18 protein-coding genes and 1 tRNA gene are annotated in these 21,534 nt (G+C 67.1%); 9 read left to right on the forward strand and 10 right to left on the reverse strand.

Features of this window, described 5'->3' with window-relative positions; genetic code table 11:
- Positions 1-17 precede the first annotated feature (17 nt).
- The gene (locus AC1MEM_RS10660; protein ID WP_499477139.1) at positions 18-1,337 is read left to right on the forward strand and encodes a homoserine dehydrogenase; all 1,320 of its coding nucleotides are present in this window, start codon (positions 18-20) and stop codon (positions 1,335-1,337) included.
- A 7-nt stretch (positions 1,338-1,344) separates the two neighbouring features.
- Here the strand turns inward: AC1MEM_RS10660 and AC1MEM_RS10665 are convergent, their stop codons facing one another.
- The 3 genes from AC1MEM_RS10665 to AC1MEM_RS10675 all read right to left on the reverse strand — a co-directional run bounded on the left by AC1MEM_RS10665 (position 1,345) and on the right by AC1MEM_RS10675 (position 3,861).
- The gene (locus AC1MEM_RS10665) at positions 1,345-1,554 is read right to left on the reverse strand and encodes a hypothetical protein (protein ID WP_499477141.1); all 210 of its coding nucleotides are present in this window, start codon (positions 1,552-1,554) and stop codon (positions 1,345-1,347) included.
- A 118-nt stretch (positions 1,555-1,672) separates the two neighbouring features.
- Positions 1,673-3,163, reverse strand: coding sequence for a sensor histidine kinase (locus tag AC1MEM_RS10670; RefSeq protein WP_499477142.1), 1,491 nt, complete (start codon positions 3,161-3,163; stop codon positions 1,673-1,675).
- 5 nt (positions 3,164-3,168) lie between these two features.
- Entirely contained in the window at positions 3,169-3,861 is a 693-nt protein-coding gene (locus AC1MEM_RS10675; protein ID WP_499477144.1) for a response regulator, read from the reverse strand.
- Between the two features lie 149 nt (positions 3,862-4,010).
- Here AC1MEM_RS10675 and AC1MEM_RS10680 point away from each other — a divergent pair, with 149 nt between their 5' ends.
- The 8 genes from AC1MEM_RS10680 (at position 4,011) to AC1MEM_RS10715 (ending at position 13,681) form a co-directional block, all read left to right on the forward strand.
- Positions 4,011-5,069 carry a porin gene (locus AC1MEM_RS10680; RefSeq protein WP_499477146.1) on the forward strand — a complete coding sequence of 353 codons (1,059 nt, stop codon included), beginning with the start codon at positions 4,011-4,013 and terminating at the stop codon, positions 5,067-5,069.
- 50 nt (positions 5,070-5,119) lie between these two features.
- Entirely contained in the window at positions 5,120-6,079 is a 960-nt protein-coding gene (locus AC1MEM_RS10685; protein WP_499477147.1) for a Bug family tripartite tricarboxylate transporter substrate binding protein, read from the forward strand.
- A gap of 40 nt (positions 6,080-6,119) precedes the next feature.
- Positions 6,120-7,217 carry an ABC transporter substrate-binding protein gene (locus tag AC1MEM_RS10690; RefSeq protein ID WP_499477149.1) on the forward strand — a complete coding sequence of 366 codons (1,098 nt, stop codon included), beginning with the start codon at positions 6,120-6,122 and terminating at the stop codon, positions 7,215-7,217.
- 100 nt (positions 7,218-7,317) lie between these two features.
- Positions 7,318-9,132 carry an ABC transporter permease gene (locus AC1MEM_RS10695; protein WP_499477150.1) on the forward strand — a complete coding sequence of 605 codons (1,815 nt, stop codon included), beginning with the start codon at positions 7,318-7,320 and terminating at the stop codon, positions 9,130-9,132.
- A 27-nt stretch (positions 9,133-9,159) separates the two neighbouring features.
- Positions 9,160-10,236 (forward strand): ABC transporter ATP-binding protein, encoded by a 1,077-nt coding sequence (locus AC1MEM_RS10700; protein ID WP_499477151.1) that lies wholly within the window; start codon positions 9,160-9,162, stop codon positions 10,234-10,236.
- A gap of 47 nt (positions 10,237-10,283) precedes the next feature.
- Positions 10,284-11,327 (forward strand): AbrB family transcriptional regulator, encoded by a 1,044-nt coding sequence (locus AC1MEM_RS10705; RefSeq protein ID WP_499477628.1) that lies wholly within the window; start codon positions 10,284-10,286, stop codon positions 11,325-11,327.
- A 188-nt stretch (positions 11,328-11,515) separates the two neighbouring features.
- Complete coding sequence (locus AC1MEM_RS10710; RefSeq protein ID WP_499477152.1) at positions 11,516-13,402, forward strand: MFS transporter; 1,887 nt, start codon at positions 11,516-11,518, stop codon at positions 13,400-13,402.
- 202 nt (positions 13,403-13,604) lie between these two features.
- Positions 13,605-13,681: transfer RNA gene (locus AC1MEM_RS10715), tRNA-Pro, on the forward strand.
- 88 nt (positions 13,682-13,769) lie between these two features.
- On the opposite strand, the gene AC1MEM_RS10720 is transcribed toward AC1MEM_RS10715, so the two are convergent.
- The 7 genes from AC1MEM_RS10720 to AC1MEM_RS10750 are packed head-to-tail and all read right to left on the reverse strand — an operon-like array spanning position 13,770 to position 21,389.
- Positions 13,770-14,888 carry a glycosyltransferase family 9 protein gene (locus tag AC1MEM_RS10720; RefSeq protein WP_499477153.1) on the reverse strand — a complete coding sequence of 373 codons (1,119 nt, stop codon included), beginning with the start codon at positions 14,886-14,888 and terminating at the stop codon, positions 13,770-13,772.
- Positions 14,875-15,438: a D-glycero-alpha-D-manno-heptose-1,7-bisphosphate 7-phosphatase gene (locus AC1MEM_RS10725; protein WP_499477155.1), complete on the reverse strand. Its 564-nt coding sequence runs from the start codon at positions 15,436-15,438 to the stop codon at positions 14,875-14,877. The genes AC1MEM_RS10720 and AC1MEM_RS10725 overlap by 14 nt, the downstream gene beginning before the upstream one ends.
- Position 15,439: 1 nt before the next feature.
- Positions 15,440-16,240, reverse strand: a complete 801-nt coding sequence (locus AC1MEM_RS10730; RefSeq protein WP_499477156.1) for an SDR family oxidoreductase — start codon at positions 16,238-16,240, stop codon at positions 15,440-15,442.
- Positions 16,237-17,574, reverse strand: a complete 1,338-nt coding sequence (locus AC1MEM_RS10735; protein ID WP_499477158.1) for a glycosyltransferase — start codon at positions 17,572-17,574, stop codon at positions 16,237-16,239. The genes AC1MEM_RS10730 and AC1MEM_RS10735 overlap by 4 nt, the downstream gene beginning before the upstream one ends.
- Positions 17,571-18,539 carry a glycosyltransferase family 4 protein gene (locus AC1MEM_RS10740; RefSeq protein ID WP_499477160.1) on the reverse strand — a complete coding sequence of 323 codons (969 nt, stop codon included), beginning with the start codon at positions 18,537-18,539 and terminating at the stop codon, positions 17,571-17,573. The genes AC1MEM_RS10735 and AC1MEM_RS10740 overlap by 4 nt, the downstream gene beginning before the upstream one ends.
- 7 nt (positions 18,540-18,546) lie before the next feature.
- A complete protein-coding gene (locus tag AC1MEM_RS10745) occupies positions 18,547-19,554 on the reverse strand; it encodes a glycosyltransferase family 2 protein (RefSeq protein WP_499477162.1) in 1,008 nt (335 codons plus the stop codon).
- A gap of 59 nt (positions 19,555-19,613) precedes the next feature.
- A complete protein-coding gene (locus AC1MEM_RS10750; protein WP_499477163.1) occupies positions 19,614-21,389 on the reverse strand; it encodes an ABCB family ABC transporter ATP-binding protein/permease in 1,776 nt (591 codons plus the stop codon).
- Between the last annotated feature and the right edge of the window lie 145 nt (positions 21,390-21,534).

The raw sequence follows: 21,534 nt of genomic DNA on the forward strand, positions 1-21,534 counted from the left end.
TTTCACTCCAGAACACCATGAAACCCATCAAAGTTGGCCTCCTCGGCATCGGCACCGTCGGTGCCGGCACCTTCAACGTGCTGCAACGTAACCAGGAAGACATTCGGCGCCGCGCCGGCCGCGGCATCGAAATCACCATGGTCGCGGCCCGCAACCTTGAACGTGCCGCGCGCCTGACCGGAGGCAAGTGCCAGGTCGTCGACGATCCTTACCTCGTGGTCGACAGCCCGGACGTGGACATCGTCGTCGAACTGATCGGCGGCTATGAACTCCCGCGCGAACTGGTGCTGCGCGCCATCGCCAACGGCAAGCACGTCGTCACGGCCAACAAGGCCTTGCTCGCCTTGCACGGCAACGAAATCTTCGCCGCCGCCCAGGAAAAGGGCGTGATGGTCGCTTTTGAAGCGGCCGTCGCCGGCGGCGTGCCGATCATCAAGGCGCTGCGCGAAGGCTTGAGCGCGAACCGCATCGAGTCGGTGGCCGGCATCATCAACGGCACCACCAATTTCATCCTGTCCGAGATGCGCGACAAGGGACTCGATTTTGCCGACGTGCTGAAAACGGCCCAGGAACTGGGTTACGCCGAACTCGACCCGACCTTCGACATCGAGGGCGTGGACGCGGCGCATAAACTGACCATCATGTCGGCGATCGCCTTCGGCATTCCGGTGCAGTTCGGGAAGGCCCACGTCGAGGGCATCAGCGCGCTGCAGGCGGACGACATCCGCTACGCCGAAGAACTCGGCTACCGCATCAAGCTGCTCGGCATCACGCGCCGTTCGCTGGTGGACGGCGTCGAAGGCATCGAACTGCGCGTGCACCCGACCCTGATCCCGGCAGCGCGCCTGATCGCGAACGTCGAGGGCGCGATGAACGCGGTGCTGGTCGAAGCCGACGCGGTCGGCTCGACCCTCTACTACGGCAAGGGCGCGGGCGCCGAGCCGACGGCGTCAAGCGTGATCGCCGACCTGGTCGACGTCACGCGCCTGGCCACCGTCGACCCGTATTGCCGCGTGCCGCACCTGGCTTTCCAGCCGAACGAAATGACGGACGTTTCCATCCTGCCGATGGAAGACATCACGACCAGCTACTACCTGCGCGTGTACGTGAACGACCAGCTCGGCGTGATGGCCGACCTGACGCGCATCCTGGCCGACGCCGGCATCTCGATCGACGCCGTCCTGCAAAAGGGCAACCGCGGCGACCAGCGCACCGACATCATCATGATCACCCACCAGACGCGCGAGAAGAAAGTCGATGCGGCGATTGCGCGCATCGAGGCACTCGGTTCGGTGGTCGGGAAGGTGATCCGGATCAGGCTGGAGACCCTGAGCTAAGGCCGGGTCAAGATCCGAGGCCGCCCGGACAGGGGGGGTAGGGCGGGCGACTGCACTCGATCAGGAAATCGAGCGCGAATTCATCGACGGTGGGGGCGGGAACGCCATCCTCGTCGTCGATCGAAGCGGTGGTGAGATCGAGCAGCGCGTGCTCGATGTCGTCGTAGAGCGCATCGGGTGCGCCGCGCAGGATGGAGGGGAGCTTGGGCGAATTCATCCGAGCATTCTACTCACGCTGCGCTGCACAAGGAGCCTCGCGTGAAGGCCGCTTGTGGTGTCTCAACGGCGTTGATCCGCGTCAATTCTAGCCGGGAACCAAGTTCCGGAAACACCGTTCAGCCTTCGCTTCCCGGCCTCCCCCTGGGCGCCGCCGGCAGCGTCACCAGCACCTTCAAACCCCCGCTCGCACCGGCCGCGTCAAGGCTGACCGTGCCGCGGTGCAGCGCGGCAATATCGCGCACGATCGTCAGGCCGAGCCCGGTGCCGCCGGGATTCTTTTCCAGGGTGGCGCCGGCCCGGTAGAAGGGCGCGAATACCTTTTCGCGTTCGTCCTCGAGGATGCCTGGCCCGCTGTCGCAAACTTCCAGATGCACTGCGTCCCCCTCTTGCGCCACCCGCAGCAGCACCGTGCCGCCCGCCGGGGTGTAGCGGATCGCGTTGTCGACCAGGTTGCTCACCATCTCGTGCAGCAGCAAGGCCTGGCCCTCGACCAGCGCTTCTCCCGTCGCATCGAGCGACAGGTCGAGCGATTTCTGCACCGCCGGCAGCGCCAGTTCAAGCCCGACCTGGCGCACCACGTCCGGCAGCGAGACCGGCGCCATGGCTGCGCTGTCGCCGCCATGCTCGATGCGCGCCAGGCTCAGCAGGCGGTTCGCCAGGTGCACGGTGGAATCGGTGGTGGCGGCGATCGAGCGCACGATTTCGCGCATGGCCTCCGGGTCGTTCTCGCGCAGCGCCAGCTCGGCCTGGGTTTTCAGCACCGTAAGCGGCGTGCGCAGCTGGTGCGAGGCGTCGCCGATGAAGCGGCGCTGGCCGGCGATCAGCTGCTGCAGCCGTCCCATCGCGCCATTCATCGCGCCCACCAGCGGACGCACTTCGCGGTGCACCAATGCAGGGTCGACGTCCGACAGGTCCGACAGCGGGCGCGTCTCCACCTCGTTCTTCAGGCGCATCAGGGGCTGCAGGACCAGGCGCACGGCAAACCAGACCAGGGTGCCTACTGCCAGCACCAGCAGCGCCTGGCGCGCCAGCGTATTCACCAGGATGCGCCGCGACAGCGCGCGCCGCGCGTCCAGCGTCTCGCCGACCTGGATCAGCGCGATCCCCCGCATCGAATCGTCGAATACCGGCTGCAGCAGGGCGGCGATGCGCACCGGCTCGCCGTTGTAGTCGGCCTGGTAGAAGCGCACCAGCGCCGGGTACAGTTCGGAGCGCGGCACGTCTTTCGGCACCGGCGGCAGGTCGGCGTAGCCGGACACGGTCTCGCCTTTCAGGCCAGTGACGCGGTAGAAGATGCGGCCCAGGGTATCGGTCTCGAAGCTGTCGAGCGCCACATACGGCACGTCGGCCACGACTTTGCCGTCGCGCACCGACACCCGTTCGGCCAGGGCGCGGGTGGAGGCCAGCAGCGAGCGGTCGTAGGCGATGTCGGCGGCCTCGAGCGCGTCGCTGTAGAGCGAGACCGAATTGATCGCGACCAGCGCCAGCAGCGGAATGAGCAGCCAGCGCAGCAGCTGGCCGCGCAGGCTGCCGAGTGGCGTGCCGAGCCGATTCGTGAGCAGATGAGCGCCGCCGACGAAGCGGCCCAGGGCCGCGAAGGAGGGCATCGCGTTCAGGGCGTGCTGCGCGGCTGCAGCAGGTAGCCGATGCCGCGCAGCGTGGTGATCGCCACCTCGCCCTCGACCCGGCGGTCGAGCTTCTTGCGCACGCGGTGGATGTAGAGCTCGATGGCGTCGATGTTGGCGTCGTCGTCCAGCGCGAAGACTTCGTCGAACAGCTTTTCTTTCGACACCGCACGGCCCGGACGGGCGATCAGGGTTTCGAGCACGGCGTGTTCGCGCGGGGTGAGCGCCAGCGGCTCGCCGCCGTAAGCGAACATGCGCGTCACGGTGTCGAAGGCGAGTGCGCCACACTGGTGCACCAGCGCCTCGTTGCCGACGCTGCGGCGCAGCAGTGCCTTGACGCGCGCTTCCAGTTCCGCCAGTTCGAAGGGCTTGGGCAGGTAGTCGTCGGCGCCCAGGTTCAGGCCCTGCACTTTTTCCTCGAGGCCGCCACGCGCGGTCAGGATCAGCACCGGCGTCTTGCCGCGTGGTCCCCCGCGCGCGCGCAGGCGGCGCAGCACGTCGAGCCCGTCCATCTTGGGCAGGGTGAGGTCGAGGATCACCAGCGCATAGTCCTGGGTATGGAGCAGGGCGTCGGCGTCGGCGCCGGTGGCGGCGCATTCGACGGTGAGGTTGGCATCGCGCAGGGCTTTCGACAGCCAGTGCGAGAGTTCGACATGGTCTTCAACTAACAGTATTCGCATGGCGCCAAGTGTAAGCGCAAAGAGTGAGCCGGGCCACTGTGGCTTTTTTGCAACGCTCCACGGCGGTGCAGGCTGAAAGCTAATTGAAAGGAAGGCGCCCATATAGTGAATGCTGCAGGTCAAAAACATAACGAAACTTGGAGATTGTAATGAAGAAAACGGCCCTTTCCCTCGCCGCGCTGGCAGCGCTTACCCTCGGCACCTCGGCACAGGCGCAAACCAGCGTCCAGGTCTACGGCCTGGTTGACGCCGGCGTCGAGTACCTGAATCATGCCAACGCCGCCGGCGACAGCGTGGTCAAGGTCGTCTCGGGTGGCAAGAACACCTCGCGCTGGGGCTTCCGCGGCAGCGAAGACCTGGGCGGCGGCACGAAGGCCATCTTTGGCCTGGAAGGCGGCATCCTGATGGATACCGGCGCCGCCGACGGCGCGCTGTTCAAGCGCCAGGCCTATGTTGGCCTGGACGGCAAATTCGGCCGCGCAGTCATCGGCCGCTCGTTCACCACGGTCTACGACTTCGTCATCAAGTACGACCCGATGGGCTTTGCGCCGAACTACTCGTGGGCCACCTCGGGCAATGCGACCGGCCCGTCGAAATACGGCATGACGACCGCTTTCGATAACCTGATCAAATATTCGGGCCAGGCCGGCGACTTCACCTACGGCGCCACCATCGGCCTGGGCGAACAGGCGAACAGCGCCGCCGACTCGCGCAAATACGCCGTCGCCGGCGCCTGGAACCATGGCGGCCTGGGCCTGATGGCAGCCTTCGAGCAGGTCAACGGCAACGTGCTTCCCGCCACCGGCAACCGCGACGAAGCCCGCGTCTTCCACCTCGGCGCCAACTACAAGGGCGGCAACTTCCAGTACTTCGCAGCGATGCGCGGCTACAAGCAGGAGCGGGGCAATGGCGCCGCCGACGTGCGCGCCGACACCTACTGGGGCGGCATCGTCGACACGATGGGCAAGGTCACCCTGACCGGCGCCGTCTACCACGTCAACGTCAAGAACGTCGCGGCCGATACCGACGCCGATCCGACCATGCTGGTCCTGCGCGGCATGTACGCGCTGTCCAAGCGCACCGACCTGTACCTGGTCGGCGCGCACGTCAAGGGCAAGCACGGCCAGCTGGTCGGCCTGTCGCGCGACGACGCCGGCTTCGGCACCTCGCAAACCGGCGTGACCGCAGGCATCCAGCACCGCTTCTGATCCTGGACCGCCGCTTCCACGCAGCGCCGACCCGTTCCCTGAGCCGCGCCATGAAGACATCGCGCATCCAGCTTGCTTCGATCCTGTTCGCATGCGCCTTGCCGGCATGCGCGCAGGCGGCCGAGTGCATCGTCCCGTCGAAACCCGGCGGGGCGATGGACCTGACCTGCAAGCTGGCGCAAAAGGCGCTGCTGGCCCAACCGGCCGGCCCGCGCCTGAAGCTGACTTACATGCCCGGCGGGATCGGCGCGGTGGCCTGGCATACGCTGGTGTCGCAGCGGCGCGCGGAACCGGACACGCTGGTCACCTTTTCGGGCGGTTCCCTGCTCAACCTTGCGCAGGGCAAGTTCGGCAAGGCGAAGGTCGAGGACGTGCGCTGGGTCGCGGCCGTCGGCGCCGACTACGGCATGATCGCCGTGCGCACCGACTCGCCCTGGCACACGCTGCGCGAGCTGTTCGACGCCATCCGGCGCGATCCGCAGTCGGTGGTGATCGCGGTGTCCGGCACCATCGGCAGCCAGGACTGGCTGAAGATGGCGCTGCTTGCACAGAAGGCGCAGGTCGACCCGAAACAACTGCGCTTCGTGGCATTGGAAGGCGGCGGCGAAAGCTTCACCGCGATGGGCGCGGGTTTCGTGCAGGTCGTCTCGGGTGACGCGTCGGAGGCCACGCTGTATGCCGGCGAAGGCAAGGTGCGCATCCTCGCGGTGCTGGCGGAAAAACGCCTGCCCGGCGTGCTGAAAGACGTCCCGACCGCGCGCGAGCAGGGCATCGACGTGGTCTGGCCCCTGATCCGCGGCGTGTGGATGGGACCGGGCGTACCGGAGGCGGATTACCGCCGCTGGGTTGCCGCATTCGACCGCATCGAAGCCTCGCCCGATTTTGCGCGCCTGCGCACCGAAGCCGGCCTGTATCCGTTCTCGCTGACCGGCGACGCCCTGACAAAACACATCAAAAAAGCAGTATCCGACTATAACCGGCAAGCCGAACAGTTCCACCTCGTGCGCTAGCCGGAGCTTAGCTGAGATTCGATCACCCAAGGAGACAAACATGAAAACCACGAAAACCATCATCGGTGCCGTCATTGCCGCCACCTTCGCCACCGCCATCCCGGCACTGGCCCAGGTGCCGGCCGGCTACCCGGCCAATTACAAGCAGATCGTCGACGCGGCCAAGAAAGAGGGCAAGCTGGTGATCTACGGCGCGACCGACAGCAAGGCCGCGCAGCCCCTGGTCAAGGACTTCAACGCGCTGTACCCGGGCATTACGGTCGAGTACAACGACATGAATTCGACCGAAGTCTACAACCGCTTCATTTCCGAAGTGGCAGCTGGCGGCGGCACCGCCGACGTGCTGTGGTCGTCCGCGATGGACCTGCAGATCAAGCTGGCCTCGGGTGGCTACGCGCTGCCTTACCGCTCGGTCGAAGCGGCCAAGATCCCGGGCTGGGCGGTATGGAAGGACATGGCCTACGGCACCACCTTCGAGCCGGCGGCGATCGTCTACAACAAGCGCCTCGTCACCGAAGCCGAAGTGCCGCACACGCACGCCGAATTCGCCAAGCTGATCACGCAGCCGAAGTTCCAGGACAAGGTCACCAGCTACGACATCGAGAAGTCGGGCGTGGGCTTCATGTTCATGACCCAGGATTCGCAGGACTACAAGGACTTCGCGGCCCTGCAGCAGGCCTTCGGCACCGCCAAACTGCGCGTGCAATCGTCGACCGGCACCATGCTCGAGCGCATCTCGTCGGGTGAAAACCTGATCGGCTACAACGTGCTCGGCTCCTACGCGCTGGTGCGCGCGAAGACCGACCCGTCGCTGGGCGTGGTGCTGCCGAAGGACTACACGCTGATCATGTCGCGCGTCCAGTTCATCAGCAAGACGGCGAAGAACGTCAACGCCGCCAAGCTGTGGATGGACTACCTGCTGTCGCAGCGCGGCCAGACCATCATCGCCAACGACTCGAAGCTGTTCGCGATCCGCGGCGACGTCAAGGGCGAGACCACGTCGACCGAACTGATCGAACAGGTCGGCGAGAAAAACATCAAGCCGATCCCGGTCGGCCCGCAGGTGCTGCAATACCTGGAGCCGGCCAAGCGCATGGCCTTCCTGAAGACCTGGAAGGAAACGGCTGGCAAGAAGTAAGCCGTAAGCAGTAAGGACTGAACGCGGGGAGGGCCGGGTCATCGGCCTGTTCCTTCCCACGTTTTTCGCCTGTTCCACCCCTCTCGAATCGGATCTTCCCATGTCTTCTGTATCCCTGCCCGGCGCGCAAGCGACCCCGGACGGCGCCGCCGCATTGCCTGCCTCGCGCGGCAAGCGCCTTAACTGGCCACGCGGCCTCGTCGTCACGCTGACGGCCCTGGCGGTGTTCGTCCCGCTGTTCCTCATTTTTTACCAGAGCGTCCTGACGGCGCCTTTCTTCATGCCCGACAAGGCGCTCGGCCTGGACGCCTTCCGCTTCATCTTCGACGATCCGGACTTCGTCGTCGCCTTCCGCAACGGCATCATCCTGGCCACCGGCCTGGCCGCGATCGCGGTCCCGCTGGGCGGCGTCCTCGCCTTCCTGATGGTGCGCACCGACCTCCCGGGGCGCAGCTGGATCGCGCCGGTGCTGCTGGTGCCGATCTTCGTCTCGCCGATGGTGATGGGCTTCGGCTACGTGGTTTCGATGGGACCGGTCGGCTTCTATTCGGTCCTGGTCAAGAACCTGATCGGCTTCGTGCCGTGGAACGTGTATTCCTTCACCAGCATCGTCGTCATCGCCGGCCTGACGCACGTGCCGCACGTCTACCTGTACGCTTCGTCGGCCCTGAAGAGCCTCGGCTCGGACGTCGAGGAAGCGGCGCGCGTCTCGGGCGCCTCGCCGCTGCAGGTGATGCTCAACGTCTCGCTGCCGATGATCATGCCGGCCCTGGCCTACGCCGGCGTGCTGGTGTTCTTCCTCGGCTTCGAGGTGTTCGGCCTGGTGCTGGTGCTGGGCGACCCGGAAGGCCACCTGGTGCTGCCGACCTACCTGTACAAACTGACGAATAAACTGGGCACGCCTTCCTACCACCTGATGGCGGCGGTTGCCGTCTGCCTGGTGGCGGTGACGATGCCGCTGGTGATGCTGCAGCGCCGCCTGCTGAAAACGGCCAACAAATACGTGTCGATCAAGGGCAAGGGCGCGCGCCAGAAGCCGCTGGCCCTGGGCCGCTGGAAGTGGCTGGCGCTGGCCCTGCTGGCCGGCTGGGTGCTGGTGACGGTGGTGCTGCCGCTGACCGGCATCGTGCTGCGCTCCTTCGTCCAGTACTGGGGCGAAGGCGTGAACCTGGCCGACGTGCTGACCCTGCAGCACTTCCGCGACATCCTCGAGCAGCCTGCGCTGATTCGCGGCATCGTCAACACCGTGCTGATCGGCGTGATCGGCGGGGCGCTGGCCGTGGTGTGCTACACCGCCATCGCGCTGGCGATGCACCGCAAGCCTGACGGCATCACGCGCCTGCTCGACTACACCGTGCTGGTGCCGCGCGCCATCCCAGGTTTGCTGGCCGGCCTGTCCTTCCTGTGGGTCTTCCTGTTCGTGCCGAGCTGGCTCGACGGCCTGCTGCACATGATGGACAACCCGGTCGCCGCCTGGCTGTCGGCGCACCTGATTCCGCAACTGCGCGCGGTGCGCTCGACGATCTTCGCGCTGTGGCTGGCCTATTCGGTGGTCTGGCTGGCCTACGGCATGCGCCTGGTATCGACCGCGCTGCTGCAGGTCGGCCCGGAACTGGAAGAAGCGGCGCGCGCCGTCGGCGCCAGCCGCGCCCGGGTGACGCGCGACGTCACGCTCCCGCTGATCAAGTACGGCGTGCTGGGCGCCTGGCTGATGGTGTTCCTGATTTTCGAACGCGAATACTCGACCGGCGTGTACCTGCTTTCGCCGGGGACCGAAGTGATCGGCGCAATGCTGGTGTCGCTCTGGGCCGCCGGCTCGACCGACCTGGTGGCGGCGCTCTCGTTCATCAACATCACCCTGGTCGCGATCGGCCTGGGCATCGCGCTGCGCTTCGGCGTCAAGCTGCATAATTAAACATATAGATAGATACGAGACATGACCATGAACGTTTTGACCGTCAACGACCTGCACCTCGACTACGGCAGCGGCGCCAGCGCCAACCCGATCCTGAAGGGGGTGTCGATGCACCTGAAACGCGGTGAAGTGGTGGCCCTGCTGGGGCCATCGGGCAGCGGCAAGACCACGCTGCTGCGCGCCGTGGCCGGCCTGGAAAGCCCGCGCCAGGGCACGATCGACATCGGCGAACGCCGCGTGTTCGACGGCGCGCGCCACCACGAGCAGCCGGCCGAGGAACGCAACCTGGGACTGGTGTTCCAGTCCTATGCGCTGTGGCCGCACAAGACCGTGTTCGACAACGTCGCCTACGGCCTCAAGCTGCGCAAGACCGGCAAGGCCGAGATCGACGCCAAGGTCAACGAAGTATTGTCCCAGCTCGGCCTCGGCCACCTCGGTAAACGCTTCCCGCACGAACTCTCGGGCGGCCAGCAGCAGCGCGTGGCGATCGCCCGTGCGCTGGTCTACAACCCGCCGGTGATCCTGCTTGACGAGCCGCTGTCGAACCTGGACGCCAAGCTGCGCGAGGAAGCGCGCGTCTTCCTGCGCGAGCTGATCCTGCGCCTGAATTTGTCGGCGCTGATGGTGACCCACGACCAGAACGAGGCGATGGCGATCGCCGACCGCATCCTCTTGCTCAATAACGGCAAGATCGAGCAGGAAGGCACGCCGCAAAGCATGTACGAAACGCCGGACACCCTGTTCACGGCCGAATTCATGGGCTCGAACAACCGCCTGCCGGCCAAGGTCGTCAAGCGCAGCGGCGGCGCGGTCCAGCTGCAAATCGAAGGCATCGACCTGCATGGCAGCGCGCGCGGCGCGAGTGCCGGCGCCGACGCCGGGGCGGAGGTCTCGACCCTGATCCGCGTGGAAGAAGTGAAGATCAGCCGCGAGCGCGTCGGCAACGGCGTGCAGTTGCCGCTCGTGACCAGCATGTACCTGGGGGACCGCTGGGAGTGCCTGTTCAAGGCCGGCGACACGAGCGTGCGCGCCTACTCGCGCAACCGCGTCGATCCGGGCGCCTACTGGCTCGAGATGCCGCCGGAGAAGCTCTGGGTGTTCTGAACGTGACACCGCCGCGCAGCGTCACGAGCGCGCAGCAGCACGCTGTCCTGGCGTCGCTGCTGCGCCGGTTCGTTCCTGCCTTGCTTCTCGCGCTGGCCGCCACGCAGCTATGCCTGTATCTCGACACGCCGCTGCCGTGGATGATCGGCCCGCTGTTCTCGACCGCTGCCGCCTGCATGCTGGGCGCGCGGCTGGCGACGCCGGTGCAGGCGCGCGAAGCAGGGCAGTGGGCGATCGGTACCGCCCTCGGCCTGTACTTCAGCGCCCCGGTGCTGGCGGTACTGGCCCGCTACGCCGGCTGGATCGCGCTGGCCGTCGCCTTTGCGGTGACGCTCGGCGCAGCCGGCGCCTGGCTGCTGCGGCGCCTGTCCGGGGTCGACCGCGCAACCGCCTTCTTCGCGATGGCGGTCGGCGGCGCCTCCGAAATGGCGGTGCAGGGCGAGCGCCACGGCGCGGCGGTCGACCGCGTCGCGGCCGCGCACAGCCTGCGCATCATGCTCGTCGTCGGCACCATCCCCTTCGCGCTGCGCTGGTGGAGCACCCACGGCAGCACGCCCGGCCACGACCTGTTCGTGCCGCTCGCTTCCATGGTCAGCTATCCCGGGCTGGCCTTGCTGATTCTTCTCACCAGTTGCGGTGCATTGCTGCTCAAGCGCCTCGGCGTGCCGAATGCCTGGGTGATCGGCCCGCTCGCGGTGGCGCTGATGCTGACCGCCTCCGGTATCCAGCTCTCGCGCCTGCCCGAGTGGATGATCCGCTGCGGCCAGCTGTTCATCGGCGTGTCGCTCGGCACCCGTTTTACCCCCACCTTCGCCCGCACGGCGCCGCGCTACCTGGCCAGCGTGGCTGCCTGCACCGTCGTCACGCTGCTGCTGGCGGCCGGGTTCGCGCTGGCGCTGGCGCGGCTGACCGGTATCCATCCGGGCACGGCGATCCTGGCGTCCTCGCCTGGAGGCATTGCCGAGATGTCGCTGACGGCGCGGGTGCTGCACCTGGGCGTGCCGATCGTGACTGCCTTTCATGTCTCGCGCATGGTGGCGGTGGTGCTCGCCATTGGGCCATTGTTCCGCCTGTTTACCCGGCTCCGTTAAGGCGGCTTGTTCGACATCAAGCCAACGCAAGACAGCTTGGTCACGGTATCGCCTGACGCTACCGGGAGGGCTAGTATCTGTACTGTGTTGCTTCTCGGTAAATATCTGTTTCCAAGCCCGGCCCGGTGTTGTAGCTTAGTGTAAATTACACAGCGCCCGTCGCCACCGCCTGCCCAACGAGACCTTGCATGAGCCAATCCAGCCAATTTTCCCTGCTGTCGCAACGCCGGTTCGCGCCGTTTTTCTGGACCCAGTTCCTCGGCGCCTTCAACGACAACCTGTTCAAGACCGCCTTGCTGGTCGCCCTGACCTATGACGCGCTGTCATGGACGACGATCGCGCCGGGTCTGCTGAACAACCTGATCCCCGGCCTGTTCATCCTGCCCTATGTCCTGTTTTCCGCTACCGCCGGCCAGATCGCCGACAAGGTCGAGAAGGGCAAGCTGGCGCGCTTCGTGAAGCTGCTCGAAGTCGTGATCATGCTCGTCGCCTGCCTCGGCTGGATGACGCACACGCTGTGGCTGCTGATCGCGGCCGTGGTCGGCATGGGCGTGCATTCGACCCTGTTCGGGCCCGTGAAATACGCTTATTTACCGCAGCACCTGAAGCCGGAAGAGCTGGTCGGCGGCAATGGCGTGATCGAAATGGGGACCTTTGTCGGCATCCTGCTGGGCGAGGTCGCCGGCGCCTTGCTGGTGGCCCACAAGCCCTTCGGCATCGCACTCGTCGCCGGCGCCAGCCTCTGTATGGCGCTGCTGGGCCTGGCCGCCAGCTGGCGTATCCCAAGCTCGCCGGCGCCCGCGCCCGAGCTGAAGATCAACCATAATTTCGTCACCGAATCGGTGCGCAATCTGCGTTTCTCCGCGCAGAACCGTACCGTCTTCCTGTCGATGCTCGGCAACTCCTGGTTCTGGTTCTACGGCGCCTTGGTGCTGTCCCAATTCCCGGTCTACGCCAAGGACTACCTGCACGGCGACCACAGCGTCTTCGTGCTGCTGCTGACCGTGTTCTCGCTCGGCATCGGCATCGGCTCGCTGCTGTGCGAAAAGCTTTCCGGACGCAAGGTCGAGATTGGCCTGGTTCCCTTCGGTTCGATCGGCCTGTCGCTGTTCGGCATCGACCTGTATTTCGCCAGCCTGGCGTACACGAACACGGCGCTCGTGGACGCGTTCGCGCTGGTCGCGCTGCCGGGCTCGCTGCGCATCCTCGCCGACCTGGTGCTGATCGGCGTCTTCGGCGGCTTCTTCATCGTGCCGCTGTTCGCGCTGATCCAGACCCGCTGCGACCCGAAACACGTTTCGCGCACGATCGCCGGCATGAATATCCTGAACGCCCTGTTCATGGTGGCCGCGGCCGGCGTCGCGATCCTGCTGCTGGGGCAGGGCTTTTCGATCCCGCAAATGTTCCTCGTCACGGCCTTGCTGAATGCGCTAGTGGCCGTCTACATCTTCTCGCTGGTGCCGGAATTCCTGGTGCGCTTCCTGGCCTGGATGCTGATCCACACGATCCACCGCGTCGCCACCGTGGATGTGGAGCGCATCCCCGAGGAGGGGCCGGCGGTGCTGGTCTGCAACCACGTCAGCTATGTCGACGCCATCGTCATCGGCGCCGCCAGCCCGCGCCCGATCCGCTTCGTGATGGACCACCGTATCTTCAGGATGCCGCTGCTGGGCTGGATCTTCCGCACCGCCAAGGCGATCCCGATCGCCCCCGCCAAGGACGATCCCTTCCTGATGGAGCGCGCCTTCATCGACATCGCCGAAGCCCTGCACGAAGGCGACCTGGTCTGCATTTTCCCGGAGGGGAAATTGACCTCGACGGGGGAGATGAACGAGTTCCGCGGCGGCATCGCGAAAATCGTCGAGCGCAGCAAGGTGCCGGTGATTCCGATGGCGCTGCGCGGCCTCTGGGGCAGCGTGTTTACGCGCGATCCGGGCAACGTCTTCGAGCGCGCGTTCGCGCGCGGCTGGCGTTCGAAACTGGCGCTGGCCGTTGGAGCACCGGTGGCGCCGCAGGAGGCGACGCCGGAATACCTGTCCGAGCAGGTCAGGGTGCTGCGGGGTGAGTGGAAGTAGGCCCGTGGAGACGGCATGCCGGCGCTGCGCGCGAGTTGCGTGATGCCTCGCGAGTGGTGCCGGGGCAGGCGGGCAGTGCGCATTGCGCGCTGCCAGGGGCAGCGTGCGGTTTGATCGCGATCGCCACTGCACCAGGAACTTGCTTTAGACATCACAAAAACCTGAGAAAAAATTTCTGCCTCAGGTATAATTCCGGCCTAGTCGGGGCGTAGCGCAGCCTGGTAGCGTACGTGCATGGGGTGCACGGGGTCGGAGGTTCGAATCCTCTCGCCCCGACCAAGAGAATCAATCGGAAAGGCCAGTCTTCGGACTGGCCTTTTTCGTTTGGGTGCCCCTTGCAGGTTTCCGGCTGCGCATAAAACCCTGGTCACTCCAGCGCCACCTCCCTCGTTCGATATCCCTCGGTCTGCTTGAGCAGGCTGCACACCGCATCGACCACCTGGCTCGGCGCCAGTTTTTCCATGCAGTCGTGATGTCCCTCGGGGCAGACGCTGCGGTGGCAGTTGCGGCATGCGACGTCGTGGTTCAGCACGCGGCTGGGCACGCGCCAGGGCGTGTGCTGCAGGTTTGTCAGCGCATACAGGTCGACCACCGGCGTGCCGACGGCGGCCGCGATGTGGGCCGGCCCGGTATTGTTGCTGACCACGAGCGAGGCTTGCGCCAGCAGGGCGCCCAGTTCGCCGATGCCGAGCTGGCCCGCCAGCGACAGCACGCGCGCACCGGGCGGGACGTCGATCGCATCGATCAGCGCCGTTTCGTGCATGCCGCCGGTCAGCACCAGCGGGCAGCCGATGCGCTCGCTTAACGCGCGGATCAGGGTGCGCCAGTGGCGCTGAGGATAGCGCCGGGCCGGGGCGCTGGCGCCGGGGTGCAGCACTAGCCAGCGGCCAGCGGGATCGATGCCGGCCTGGCGCAGGCGCGCACGCACGGCCGCCATGTCCTCGCTCGTTGGAACAAAGGAGAGGCGCTCGTCCGCGATCTCGGCGCCGAGGTGGCGCACGAGGTCGAGCTGGCGCTGCGCTTCATGGCGCACCATGGCGCCGGGCTCCGGATCGGCAATCCAGTCCGTGAGCAACTGGTAGGGTTTTTCGCGGCAGTAGGCGGCGCGCAAGGGGATGCCGGCCAGCTGGCACAGCAGGGCCGCGGGCAGGGCGCTCTGGCTGTAGCAGGTAAAGATGACGGCGCCATCGAAATGCTGCGCGGCCAGCTTCCCAATCGATTCGATGTGTGCTGCCGGTGAGTCGGCCGCGCTGCTTTTCATCCACGGCGCTTCATAGGCGAGTACGGCGTCGACGTCGGGCAGGTAGGGGCCCAGGGCGGCGCCCGCGGGCGAGGTCAGCAGGGTCACCCGACGCTGCGGGCATTGTGCGCGCAGGGCGCGCATGGCCGGCGTGCACATCAGCACGTCGCCCAGCGAATCGAGGCGCACGCACAGCAGGTGGGGCGCGTCGTTCCAGGCATTCATTGTGGCACTAAGCTTGGTCATGGTGGCCGGCAATCAGGACGGCAGCGGCGTATAAATCGGGCGCCATGCGGGTGGGGATGCGGCGCGGGCCGAGCCGCCATTCGGTTTCGTTGCCGTTGTCGAGCAGGACGGTCCGGCAGCCTGCGCGGTTGCCGGCTTCGATGTCGTGCAGGATGTCGCCGATCATCCAGGAGGCCCGCAGGTCGATGTCGTGTTCGACGGCAGCCTTGAGCAACAGGCCGGGCAGGGGTTTGCGGCAATGGCAGGCGATGGAATAGGGCGCGACCGTGCCTTCGGGATCGTGCGGGCAGTAATAAAAGCCGTCGAGGCTGAGGTTTTCGCGAAACAGCAGGTCGGCGAGGCGGTCGCTCACCGCACCCATCGCGTCTTCCGGAAAGCGCCCGAGGGCAATTCCTGCCTGGTTGCTGACGACGATAAAACGGTAATCGAGCCTGGCGAGCAGGCGCAGGGCGGGCCCGGCTCCGCTGCTGAGCCGGATGCGGCGCGGCTCCACGTTGTACGGCACGTTGTCGACGAGCGTGCCGTCCTTGTCGAGAAAAATCGCTTTCATGTCAGGGCCAGGAAGTTTCGCGCATCGGCAGCACGGTCAGTTCGGCGATGACGCTGTCCTCCGGCATGAGCAGCAGCGAGCGGATGGCCTCGGCAACATTCACGGGGTCTTGCAGGGCAGCTGGATCGAGGTCGGGAAAGCGATCGAGCAGGAAGGGGGTGCGCATGCCGCCGGCCACCACGGCCGTGACGCGGATACCGTGCGCGCGCAGTTCCGCATGCAGCGCGTGCGAGAGGCCGAGCAGGCCCCATTTGCTGGCGTGGTAGGCCGACGCATTCGGCCAGGCGCGCTTGGCGGCCGTCGAGGTCACGTTGATGATGTGGCCGCCGCCGGCCTGGCGCATGTGCGCGGCCGCATGCTTGGCCAGCAGGAAGGGGCCGTTCAGGTTAGTGCCGATGACGCGCAGCCAGTTCTCTTCGGATAGTTCGTCGATCGGCAGGGTGACGTCGGTTCCGGCATTGTTGATCAGGACGTCAAACCGGCCCATGGTCTCGACCGCTTCTGTGACGGCGCGCCGTGCTTCTTCCGGATCGGCCACGTCGAAGCCGATGGTATGCACGCGTGCGCCGCCGGCGCGCAGCTGCCGGGCCATCGATTCGAGCGCCGGCGTGCGGATGTCGGTGGCGACGATGTCGGCGCCGGCTGCCGCCAGCACCCCGGCCAGTGCTGCCCCCAGGCCGCCGGCCGCGCCGGTAATGAAAACCGTTTTGCCGCGCAGGCGCGTGCCGGCGTCTTGCGGTTCGTGCACCTGCGACGCCTGGCGCGCGTGTTGGGTGTCGTGCGCTTGCTGCATCGAATTCATGTTCGCTCCTGGAGAGTGGTGATGCCGGACGCGGTATCGGTCCGGGTTTCGTCGAGGACCGCCGCATACACGGCCGAGGCCTGCCGGGCGACGGCGCGCCAGGTGTAGTGGCGATAGGCACGCTGCAGGCCTGCCTCGCCCATGCGCGTTGCCAGCGCCGGATCGGCATGGAGCAGGGCCAGGCGCTCGGCCAGCGCACGCGGGTCGCGCGAGGGAATCAGGAAGCCGGTCAGGCCATCGACGACGGTACTTTTGATGCCGCCGACCTCGGAACCGATCACGGGACGGGCGCAGGCCATCGCCTCAACCGGGGTGATGCCGAAGGGCTCGTACCACGGCGTGGTGACGAAGGCGTCGGCCGCGCCGTACCACAGGCGCAGGGCCGCGCGTGCCTGCTGGCCGACAAAACGCACCTGCCTGTCGATGCCCAGCTGCTGCGCGAGCGCGCCGAGGCGGGCGAGCTCCGGGTCTTCGCTGCCGTCGAGACCGGGCTGCCCGCCGCCGCCGACGAGCAATTCGGCGTCGACTCCATGCCGTTCGCGCAGCAGCGCGAGGCCCTGGATCACGGTGTCGACCCCTTTGCGGGGCACCATGCGCCCGAGCTGGAGTACGGTGAAACGCCCGGGCGCCAACCCCAGCTGCGCCCGCGCCGCGGCGCGCGGCACCGGCCACAACTCGTTCGGGTCGAAGCCGCAAGGCGCGACCGTGATGCGGCTGGGGGCCGCCCCGTACAGCTGCTCCATGTCGAGCCGGTCTTGCGCGCATTCGGCAATGATGCGGTCGGCCTGGCGCATCAGCGCCGTCTCGATTTGCGTGCGCTCGGGCGGGAAGGCGTCCGCCGCGCCCTGGGCCAGTCGGCGCACCTGGCCGAGCGCATGGAAGGTGATCACGAACGGAATGCCGAGCGCGCGCTTGAGCTGCTGGGCGACCAGGCCTGACATGAAGAAGTTCGCGTGGGCGATGTCGTAGGGCGTTTCCTGGCGCCGCGCGAAGCGGGTCACGAAACGGGCGAAGTGGGGCATCCAGGGCAGCAGCTGTTCCTTCGGCACGTACCGGGCGGGCCCGGCCGGCACACGGATGACGCGCACCCTGTCGCACAGGGGGACAAGTTGCTTCTGTCCGGCACCGTCGCGCCGCGTGAAGACGTCGACCCGCGCGCCGGCCAGCGCCAGTTCGCGCGCCAGGTTGGCGACATACACGTTCTGGCCGCCGCAGTCGACGCTGCCAGGCGGCGCGAGCGGCGAGGCGTGTTCGCTGATCAGGGCGATGCGCCCCGGCGGGCTGCCGAGAGGGAGGCGGGACGATATGCGCGCCAGCTGTTCGTTCAGCCTCATGGCGCGCTCCCCTTGTCCGGGTTGCCGGTGACGTAGCGAAAGGCGGCATCCCAATCGGCACTGAAGCGCTCGATCGAAAAGCGCTCCTGGGCACGGCGGCGGGCGGCCTGGCCCAGGTCGCGCGCCAGCGACGGGCTGCGCAGCAGCTCGCGCATGCAGCGGACCAGGCGCTCGAAGCGGGTGTCGATGAAGCCGTTCGCGCCGTCGTCGATCACGGTGGCCATCTCGGCCGTGGCGAGCGCGACCACCGGCATGCCGACCATCATCGCTTCGATGACGGCCAGGCCGAGGCTGGAATAGCGGATCGGACTGAACAGGAAGCGGTAGCGCGCGGCAAACGCCGGCAGCTGCCCATGCTGCACTTCGCCGATGCCCTGCAGTTCTTCGGCCGCCATGCCGACCAGGTCGAGCGGCAACTGCTCGCGCGCCCGCAGGAACAGGTCGGGTCCCATGCGCCGGCCGCGGCGGCCGAGGTGGTTGCTGATCACCAGCCCGCGCTCGAGGGCGCCGAGATAGCGCACCGAGTCCGGGACCAGCACGCCATGCTCGATCACGCGCGTAGGCGTGCGCCGGTTGTCCCACATCAGCTCGTTGAAAGGGGTGACGTGCACGAGCAGCACGCCCGGATCGTCGACGAGGTGGGGCGTATCGGTGGGGTGGGCACGTGGCGGGTCGTGCTCGAGGTAGATGCGCGGCAAGGCGCGCTGGGCCGGCGTGAGGAAGGCGTACTGGTCGTGCTCCCATTGGTGGTCGTCCTGGAACAGGATGCAGTCGAATTGCTGCTCGCGCGCCGCCTCGACCGGCAGGTCGTGCACGTTGTCGCCCCAGGGGAAATGGCCGGCCCGCCCGCCATAGCCGGGCGGCCGGCCGGGCTTGGAGACGACATGGAATTCGTGCGGCGCCTGCGACAGGTAGTACAGGTAGCTGCCGTGGGTATGCCAGGTGAGGATATTGAGTCGGCGCATGGGGACCTCAGGTGAAACGGACGCGGTAGCGGACGGCCCCCGCCAGGCGCCAGAACACGGCCAGCGGCGGGATCAGGACCGAGGTGACGACGACATCGGCGATGTGCGATACGGTATGGGCCGTGCCGCGCAGGCGCTGCAGGCACAGCCGCGCCGTGAGCGCCAGCCACGCGGCGCGCGCAAGCAGCGCGACGGCGCCCGTGCCGGCAAGCAATGCGCCGAGCGCGACCACGAGCGCGGCCACGGCGAGATAGTGGTCCCAGGGTGGCGCCGCGGCGATGCGTTCGCGGTAGAGCCGCGGATGCTTTTTGTAGAGCAGGGCGTCGAACACGGCTTCGCGCGTGCGGGCCAGGCTCGATCCCCAGGCCGCGGGGAGCACCGGCTGCACCACCAGCGCCCCGGGTGCGCGCACGATGCGCGCGTCGAGCGCCAACAGGCGAAAGTGGAGGTCGGCGTCGGAGTAGCTGGCCTGCCTGAAGCGCTCGTCGAAGCCCTCGAGCCGTTCGAGCAGGCGCTTCCGGCAAAAACAGTTGGCGACACAGAAGGCATCGTTCGCGGCCTGGCGCGCGGCGCGCTGGGCTGCGGTCGGCCGCGCGGGGAGCGGCGCGTCGAGCCGGCCGCAGAGTACGTCGACCTCGTCGCCGAAGGCGGCCAGGCCCTGCGCCAGCCAGGACGGCGAGGGCACGGCGTCCTCGTCGGTAAAGGCCACCACCGGCGCCAGCGCGCTGCGCCAGCCGAGGTTGCGTGCGGCGGCCGGGCCGTGCTCGTTCGAATTCGGGAGGTAGACGAGGCGCGGGCCGCGCTCGAACGTGCGCGTACGCCAGCCGGCCACCAGGTGCAGGGTGTTGTGGTTGGGCTCGTCGTCGACGATGATGACCTCGAAGGAAGCGCCGGGCAGGGTCTGGCGGGTGAGCGCGTCGAGGCAGCGGTCGAGCAAGTCCATGCGCCCGCAGGTCGGCACCACGACCGATACGCGGATCGCGCTGCTGGCTGTCGCTGGCGTAATCGCTGACATAGTTTCTCCGGTAATGCGCCCCTGACAAAACCCGCTTTTGCCAGGCGCTCCAGGTGTTGTTAATGGGGCGTTTCCTTGTCCATCCGCTGCTGCAGCAGCCACAGCCGCGCGTACATGCCCCGGCGCCGCAGCAGCTCGGCATGGCTGCCTTGTTCGACGATGCGGCCCCGGTCCATGACGACGATCAGGTGGGCATTGACGACCGTGGACAGGCGGTGCGCGATGATCAGAGTGGTTCGATTGCGGGACAAACGGTCGAGTTCCTGCGTGATCGCGTGTTCTGAATCTGAATCAAGTGCCGACGTCGCTTCGTCGAAAATCAGGATGGGCGGATCCTTGAGGAGGGCGCGGGCGATCGCGATGCGCTGCTTCTCGCCGCCGGAAATGTTCACGCCGCGCTCGCCGACCGGCGTCTCGTACTTCAGGGGCAGGGCGGCGATCAGTTCGTGCAGCTGGGCCGCGCGGGAGGCGGCCACGACCTCCCCATGGGTGCTTCCGAGCCGGCCATAGGCGATATTGCTGCCGAGCGTGTCGTTGAACAGCGCGGTGTCCTGCGGCACGACGCCGATCGCTTCGCGCACGCTGGCGGCGCGCACGAGCCCGATATCCTGGTCGTCGACCAGGATGCGCCCGCTGCCCGGGTCGTAATAGCGCAGCAGCAGGCGCGCCAGCGTCGATTTGCCCGAACCGCTGCGTCCGACCACGGCCACCGTGGTGCCGGCCGCGATGTGCAGGTTGAGGTCGACGAGCACCGGCCGTCCCGGATCGTAATGGAAGTGGACATGCTCGAACACGATGTCGCCGGCGCCGACGCGCAGTCCTGGGGCGCCCGGCGGATCGACGATCTCTGGACGCTCGCGCAGCAGGTCGAACAGGCGCTCGGCATTGACCCAGGCATCGCGCGCCTCGCGGTAGACGAAGCCGAGGGCGTTCAGGGGCAGGCAGACCTGCAGGGCGTAGGCGTTGATCAGGACCAGGTCGCCGACGCTCATGCGCCGCGCCATGACGGCCTGGCCGGCCAGCACCATGATGGCCGCCACGCCCAGCGCGATGAGGGCGCTCTGGCCCACGTGCAGGGTGAACAGCGCGCGCTGGTTGGCCGCGCCCGCCGCGCCCCAGTCGTTCATGATGGCCGAGAAACGGCGCCCCTCGAAGGCTTCGTTGGTGAAGTACTTGACGGTGTCGTAGTTGATCAGGCTATCGGCCAGCTGTCCCTTGGCGCGCGAGTCGAGCTTGTTCACGCGGCGCTGGTAGACGACGCGGCACGCCGTGAAGACCAGCGTGAAGCCGGCATAGACGAGGAAGGTGACGAAGATGATGGCGGCGAAGCCGGCCTCGTAGCGGCTGAGCATGATGGCCAGCACCAGGCCGATCTCGACCATGGTGGGCACGATGGTGAATAGGCCGACCCCGAGCAGGAAGGCGATGCCGCTCGTGCCGCGGTCGATGTCGGGCAGCAGGCTGCCGAGCTTCCGGTTGGCGTGGAAGCGCGGCCCCAGCGCATGCAGGTGGGCGAAGGTTTTTTGCGCATAGGCCGAAACGGCCGTCAGCGTGACGCGCACGAACAGCAGGTCGCGCCATTCGTTGAACAGGGTCGCGGAAAAGCGCAGCACGGCGTAGCCCGCCAGCAGGTAGAGCGGCAGGCGAGGAGGCAGCGTACTGCCCGAGAAGGCGTCGATGATGCGCTTGAGCAGCAGGGGCACGGCCACGGTCGCGAGTTTGGCCACCAGCAGCAGGACCACGGCGGCGGCGATGCGGCCGCGATGGCGGGCGAGTACCTGCCACAGCTCGGAGCCGATGCGCGTTTCGCTTGTGCTGTTGCTGCCTGCATCCATCGTCCCGCCCTCGAGGACCCTGGGAGTTTGACCGGCGCGGCGTCCTTCCGGTTACACGGGATTGCTGTGGTGGGTCAAATACGGTCCAGTTATTTCCGGGAACCCGGCAGGACGACAGTCGCGGGCTTGAGAGGGGAGGGGCGCC

The sequence above is a fragment of the Telluria sp. AIW5 genome (genome assembly GCF_056680575.1).

Excerpts from the sequence above, each read along its gene's own strand:
- AC1MEM_RS10660 (WP_499477139.1), top strand. The coding sequence starts at position 18 with ATGAAACCCATCAAAGTTGGCCTCCTCGGCATCGGCACCGTCGGTGCC.
- AC1MEM_RS10665 (WP_499477141.1), bottom strand. The coding sequence starts at position 1,554 with ATGAATTCGCCCAAGCTCCCCTCCATCCTGCGCGGCGCACCCGATGCG.
- AC1MEM_RS10670 (WP_499477142.1), bottom strand. The coding sequence starts at position 3,163 with ATGCCCTCCTTCGCGGCCCTGGGCCGCTTCGTCGGCGGCGCTCATCTG.
- AC1MEM_RS10675 (WP_499477144.1), bottom strand. The coding sequence starts at position 3,861 with ATGCGAATACTGTTAGTTGAAGACCATGTCGAACTCTCGCACTGGCTG.
- AC1MEM_RS10680 (WP_499477146.1), top strand. The coding sequence starts at position 4,011 with ATGAAGAAAACGGCCCTTTCCCTCGCCGCGCTGGCAGCGCTTACCCTC.
- AC1MEM_RS10685 (WP_499477147.1), top strand. The coding sequence starts at position 5,120 with ATGAAGACATCGCGCATCCAGCTTGCTTCGATCCTGTTCGCATGCGCC.
- AC1MEM_RS10690 (WP_499477149.1), top strand. The coding sequence starts at position 6,120 with ATGAAAACCACGAAAACCATCATCGGTGCCGTCATTGCCGCCACCTTC.
- AC1MEM_RS10695 (WP_499477150.1), top strand. The coding sequence starts at position 7,318 with ATGTCTTCTGTATCCCTGCCCGGCGCGCAAGCGACCCCGGACGGCGCC.
- AC1MEM_RS10700 (WP_499477151.1), top strand. The coding sequence starts at position 9,160 with ATGAACGTTTTGACCGTCAACGACCTGCACCTCGACTACGGCAGCGGC.
- AC1MEM_RS10710 (WP_499477152.1), top strand. The coding sequence starts at position 11,516 with ATGAGCCAATCCAGCCAATTTTCCCTGCTGTCGCAACGCCGGTTCGCG.
- AC1MEM_RS10720 (WP_499477153.1), bottom strand. The coding sequence starts at position 14,888 with ATGACCAAGCTTAGTGCCACAATGAATGCCTGGAACGACGCGCCCCAC.
- AC1MEM_RS10725 (WP_499477155.1), bottom strand. The coding sequence starts at position 15,438 with ATGAAAGCGATTTTTCTCGACAAGGACGGCACGCTCGTCGACAACGTG.
- AC1MEM_RS10730 (WP_499477156.1), bottom strand. The coding sequence starts at position 16,240 with ATGAATTCGATGCAGCAAGCGCACGACACCCAACACGCGCGCCAGGCG.
- AC1MEM_RS10735 (WP_499477158.1), bottom strand. The coding sequence starts at position 17,574 with ATGAGGCTGAACGAACAGCTGGCGCGCATATCGTCCCGCCTCCCTCTC.
- AC1MEM_RS10740 (WP_499477160.1), bottom strand. The coding sequence starts at position 18,539 with ATGCGCCGACTCAATATCCTCACCTGGCATACCCACGGCAGCTACCTG.
- AC1MEM_RS10745 (WP_499477162.1), bottom strand. The coding sequence starts at position 19,554 with ATGTCAGCGATTACGCCAGCGACAGCCAGCAGCGCGATCCGCGTATCG.
- AC1MEM_RS10750 (WP_499477163.1), bottom strand. The coding sequence starts at position 21,389 with ATGGATGCAGGCAGCAACAGCACAAGCGAAACGCGCATCGGCTCCGAG.